The 5,272-nt window shown below is 33.9% G+C and carries 6 protein-coding genes; 2 read left to right on the top strand and 4 right to left on the bottom strand.

Translation table 11 applies throughout. The annotated features are described in order from the left end of the window. Positions 1 to 235: 235 nt before the first annotated feature. Both FD33_RS01435 and FD33_RS01430 read right to left on the bottom strand, forming a co-directional pair. Complete coding sequence (locus FD33_RS01435) at positions 236 to 2,026, bottom strand: FtsX-like permease family protein (protein WP_025086268.1); 1,791 nt, start codon at positions 2,024 to 2,026, stop codon at positions 236 to 238. An 11-nt stretch (positions 2,027 to 2,037) separates the two neighbouring features. Further along, positions 2,038 to 2,790, bottom strand: coding sequence for an ABC transporter ATP-binding protein (locus tag FD33_RS01430; protein WP_025086267.1), 753 nt, complete (start codon positions 2,788 to 2,790; stop codon positions 2,038 to 2,040). Positions 2,791 to 3,022: 232 nt separating this feature from the next. On the opposite strand from FD33_RS01430, the gene FD33_RS01425 reads away from it, so the two are divergent. After that, complete coding sequence (locus FD33_RS01425; protein WP_056955691.1) at positions 3,023 to 3,970, top strand: DHH family phosphoesterase; 948 nt, start codon at positions 3,023 to 3,025, stop codon at positions 3,968 to 3,970. A 95-nt stretch (positions 3,971 to 4,065) separates the two neighbouring features. Here the strand turns inward: FD33_RS01425 and FD33_RS01420 are convergent, their stop codons facing one another. Both FD33_RS01420 and FD33_RS01415 read right to left on the bottom strand, forming a co-directional pair. Further along, positions 4,066 to 4,521, bottom strand: coding sequence for a hypothetical protein (locus FD33_RS01420; protein WP_025086266.1), 456 nt, complete (start codon positions 4,519 to 4,521; stop codon positions 4,066 to 4,068). Further along, entirely contained in the window at positions 4,508 to 4,720 is a 213-nt protein-coding gene (locus tag FD33_RS01415) for a helix-turn-helix transcriptional regulator (protein WP_056950903.1), read from the bottom strand. Before FD33_RS01415 ends, FD33_RS01420 begins: the two co-directional genes overlap by 14 nt. Before the next feature lie 172 nt (positions 4,721 to 4,892). Between FD33_RS01415 and FD33_RS12585 the strand changes: the two genes are divergently transcribed. After that, positions 4,893 to 5,165, top strand: a complete 273-nt coding sequence (locus tag FD33_RS12585; RefSeq protein WP_156407815.1) for a hypothetical protein — start codon at positions 4,893 to 4,895, stop codon at positions 5,163 to 5,165. Positions 5,166 to 5,272 lie beyond the last annotated feature (107 nt).

Below are 5,272 nucleotides of genomic sequence, written 5' to 3'. Positions count from 1 at the left end.
TGAAATAAGAATCTCATTCATCAGCTTTTATTTTTTGAGACTTATGTCACAGCCTCATTTTTAAATTGTAGATTTGAGGATTTGTTGAGTGATCCCTGCTCTACTTTATTAAGGGTGTTAGACATGTCTAACAATTGAAATTATTTATTGGGGGGAAGTGCTTTCCGTTTCCGGAAAGCTGCGATCGAAAGGTTAATACCCGTCGATCGCAGTTCCCCGGAAGGAACTGAAACTGTTATTTAAGAACGATCTTCTTATAAAGATATCTTGTTAAGAAGTAATATCCTAAATATAAAACTAGGAAAATTGCAAATGGTATCTCAATATTTGTATAAGGTTTATACAAAAGTTTAACGAATAGTTGTAAACCAATTAACACATGAATAATACCTAAGATGGCTGGAACCGAGAATAACACACCAATTTCCTTATTGATTGTACTGCGTAAGACTTTTTGTCTCGTACCAATTTTGTAAAGCATATTGTAACGTTTAACGTCACCGTTAGCTCCAGAAAGAATCTTGAACATCAGGCAACTAGCTAACATAGCCAAGAAAGCAATTCCTAAGAAGAATCCCATGAATTCTAGTCCAGAAAAGAAACCATTAACTAATGTATAGGCAGAATACTTGTCACCACCAGCATTTTTAAGTTCTGGGAAACGTTTAATTTCATCTTTTGAAATCTGTTTGATCATAGCAAGATTATTCTTGAACGAGGTGGTTTTAATCAATACAGTTGTTGATTCTTGTCCTTTGATACTATCGTATTGAGCATCACTAACAAATTTAGCTTCCATAGTTCTATATTTGGGAAGACGTGTATTCATTAACTCATAAGCCGCATTTGAATTTTTAGCTGGATCTGAAGATTTCTTTAATCGGAATACCATTGTATCAACATTCATATTGGCATAACCAATTGGTTGACTCTTAAATTGACTGCTACGATAGTAAACAGCTTTACCGTCAGATTTAAAATTATAAGTATCTTTTTTCTGAATGCTTAATTGTTTAATATTCTTCTCTTGAGTAGCATTAGGATTCGTCACTTGAACATCATAATAGTTTTGACCATTTACGACGTTATCAATTTGGTTGTTAAAACCTAAACCAACAGTAATAGCACCTAAAGCTAAAGCAAACATGATTGAAACCATTGAAAGAATCTTAGTGTAATCATTAATACGGAAACTTAACTGTGAAAGAGTAAAATTATTCAATCCTTTTTGTGAGTACTTGATATTTCTCTTCAACATAATAATAATTGCCGTAACAAAAGCATTGATTGTAAAGTAAGTACCAGCAACAATTGTTACCAAGGCAATTGGAATGCCCAGATAGATAAACCCAGGATTATGACCAGAAAAGTACATAGTCAAGTAACCAATTGCCAGCAAGATCAAACCAAGTAAAGCTTGAATTGCTTTCATAACGCCGTTACGTTTAATTTTAACTGGCTGACTGTCACGATTTAATAAAGTAAGAACTTTGGTACGACGTAGAGATACTGAATTTCTAATAGCTGAAAACATGAAAATCACGATAAAGAATAACAAAGTCCAAAGTAAAGCTGGTAAATAGAAACTGCTGAAGTGTTTAACTCTCATATCTAGTAAACCAATTAACCATCTACCTACAAATCCCGTGGCAAAAATACCAATGGCCGAACCGATCAATGTTGAAATGGCACCAATAGCAAATGTTTCGACAAAAATCATCCGTGAAATCTTACTACTTTTGGCACCGAGCATCATAAACATCCCATACTCTTTTTGACGCATACTCAGTAAGAAAGTATTAGCGTAATTAACATAAACAATTGTGATAATTGCTAGTAAAACAATTCCGAAACCGAAGATGAAACTAGTAGCAGCGGCCGGAGAATTGGAGCTTAGAAAAGCCTGATTAGTTGCTAGAGACATAAACATATAGAAGATAGCCGATGCAATCATCAAACCTGAAAATAAAACGGTGTAGTCACGGAGACGGTGCTTAATTCCACTTAAAGCTAATTTGTTTAACATATTTTCCTCCCCTATTCTGCAAATGTTCCTAATGAATCTAGGATTTCTTGATAAAATTCAGCACGCGAATTTTCTTCTTTCTTTAATTCTTGACCAATCTCACCATCTTTAATGAATAAAATACGATCACAGAAACTAGCTGAAAATGGATCATGTGTTACTAAAAGAATCGATACATTGTCTTCACGATTGATCTTAGTCAAAGTATCTAACAAAGCACGAGCACTCTTAGAATCCAAAGCACCTGTAGGTTCGTCACCAAAAACGATTGATGGTTCATGAACCAGAGCACGAGCGGCGGCAACTCTTTGTTTTTGACCACCGGATAATTCAGTTGGATAGTGATTCAAAATATCAGTTAAACCTAATTTTTCAGCAATACTTTGAACAGCTGGCTTAATTTTTTTAGCAGCTGTATTCTGTAATGCTAATGGCAAAGCAATATTTTCATAGGCTGTTAAATTTTCTAACAAGTTAAAATCTTGGAAAATGAAACCAATCTTATTGGCACGAAAGTCAGCCATTTGATTATTATTCAACTTAGTAATATCTTCACCAGCAATCTCAACTTGACCACTTGTTGGTGTATCTAATGTAGATAGAATATTTAAAAGTGTTGTTTTACCTGAACCTGAAGCACCCATAATTCCAACGAATTCGCCAGGCTTAACTTCAAAATTAACATCGGACAAAGCTTTGAATTGTTTTTCCCCAGCTTTTCCATAAATCTTTTCAACATTTTGTACATCGACAATTTTTTGCATTTGTTCTTCCCTCCATTTGATATATCTATCATAACTGCTCGGGTAATTTGGGTCGTGCGATTCTTCTTACATTTCCTTACATTTTTGTAAGTCGTTGTTAGACTAAGTGCTATAGTATCTTTTAGGATATTCTTTTATTTAAAGTTTTTTTATTGACTTACCTAACGATTAAAGGTTAATTTTAGGTAAGTTTGATTCATAATTAATTTAATAATCGTTGGGGTGTAGTCTTATGATTAATGACATTTTAAAAAAGGTTGAACAGTATAGTACAATTATTATTCTCAGACATCGCAATCCAGATCCAGATGCGATTGGCTCACAAACTGGCTTAGCCGCCATTCTTCATGAAGTCTTCCCTCAAAAAAATATTTACGTCACGGGAATCGATTTGCCAGTCCTGAATTGGATTGGTCAAATGCAAAATATTCCTGATTCTACTTTCAAAGATGCCTTAGTTATTACAGTGGATACTGCTAACGCGCGAAGAATTGACAATAATGGTGCCTATAAACAAGCTGCTGAAATCATTAAAATTGATCATCATCCCAATGTTGACCCTTTCGGTGATATGAATTGGGTCGATGATACTTTCTCTAGTTGTGCCGAAATGATTTTCTCTTTTACTGAAAAAATTTCTAATTTTGAACTCACTAAAAAGATTGCTGCCAAACTATATTCAGGAATTATCGGTGATACTGTCCGTTTCTTAAATGGTGAAACCAGCTACCGTACACTGATCACTTCTGCTAAATTAGCTAAAACTGGTATCAATATTTCTAAAATTAGTTTGCAAGAAGACCAAATGTCACTTCAAGTGGCTCGATTAGAAGCCTACATTTTGGATAACTTACAAATAACTGATTCTGGTTTCGGCTATATTGTGATTCGCAAGGATACTTTGGATCAATTTCATTTAGACGATGGCGAATTAGATCATGCAGTCCCTCTAATCGGTCGAATCGACAAAGTTAAAACTTGGATTGTTGTCAGTGAAAAAGATTTGAATCGTTTCCGCGTCAATTTACGTTCTAAGTCAATTTCAATTAATGGCATGGCTGAAAAATACGGCGGTGGCGGACACCCACTAGCTAGTGGTGTTTACATTGGCAGTATTGAAAAAGTTAATCAGTTAATTACCGATATGGATAACTTTAATAAGAAAGAACTAAAAGTATAAACAAACAGCACCTATTTGAGAACACAAGCACTTGGTTTTAAAGGCCAGAATGCATGTCTATCCTAATAGATGCTGTTTTTTTATTTTTAAATTTTTTATTTGTCTAAACGACTATATTCGTAGTAAAAACTCCACTCTTGTACTATCAATATTGTGGTTCCTAAGATACCAAAGGCGTTAATATTGAAGATATTTTCATCAATCACTTTATAGCTTGCCAGAATCAATGAGATCCCAATTACCAAAATAATGAAGCCAGCCGTGAATCTTTGACTAAAGAAACTTGCTGTCAAAGCATTCTTAGCTTCACGCTCATCATCATGTTTTAATCCCTGAGGAAAGCCATCCCGAGCTATTTTAAAAATATTAGTACTTCCACCCTTATCTAAACGTTTCTGTTGATAAATAAAGAACACTGTTATCAGTACAAAGAAAACCGGTGACAGATCCTGATTCAAAGTCACTCTAGACAATAACCATAGTAAAAAGAATGCAGCTAAAAGAGTTACCAAAATAGCTCTCTTGAAGAAGTATTTTCTAGTATTGGTCATCACGTTCATCTCCAAATCTGAATAATTCATCAACTCGAATATGTAAAATAGCAGCTAACTGAAAAGCTAGGCTCAAAGAGGGATCATACTTATCATTTTCAATAGCATTAACAGTTTGCCTAGTCACACCTGCTAATTTACTTAACTCATCTTGTGATAGTTTCAATTCTTTTCGCTTTTGTTTAATTATATTTTTCATTGTATTCTCCGTAAAAATGTCAAATACTTTTTACATTTTTAGTATAACATGTTTTACATTTTAAACAATATACAAAACAGATTCACTTTTTAGACGGTATAGTTTGCTTAAAAAGATTTCTAGATACTTAATAGCGGTGAAAATAAAGAATTATCTCAAGAGGGCGATCCTCATGCGTAAAATTATCGAAGTTAGTCCGACTTTCATTCTGTTTATCATATTAATCTCTAGCCTTATTCAAAGATCTGCTGGAAAACCTTGGATCAATCCATTTGCCTTTAGTTTATTGGGACTATGCATTTATCCACCCGTGGCCTTAGTAATAGAGAGTATCCGAGTGAAAAAGCATAAATTATCTTCACGTTCCGAATCACGTCTCATTTGGTATTTAGCAATAATCTCTATCTCATTTCTGTCCTTAACTACCTATTTGATGGTCGTATAAAGTTATGTACACAATGAATTCATTTTTCGTTCAAAATTAGTTGCTAAAAATATCCGAAAATTTCAATAACAAGTTAGCCACTTGGACAAAATAAATTGAATCCAAGT

Origin of the sequence: Companilactobacillus paralimentarius DSM 13238 = JCM 10415 (assembly GCF_001434985.1) — a bacterium.
Classification (GTDB): Bacteria; Bacillota; Bacilli; order Lactobacillales; family Lactobacillaceae; genus Companilactobacillus; species Companilactobacillus paralimentarius.
Note: the sequence above shows the minus strand (reverse complement) of the source record. Positions and strands in the feature narration are given on the sequence as shown.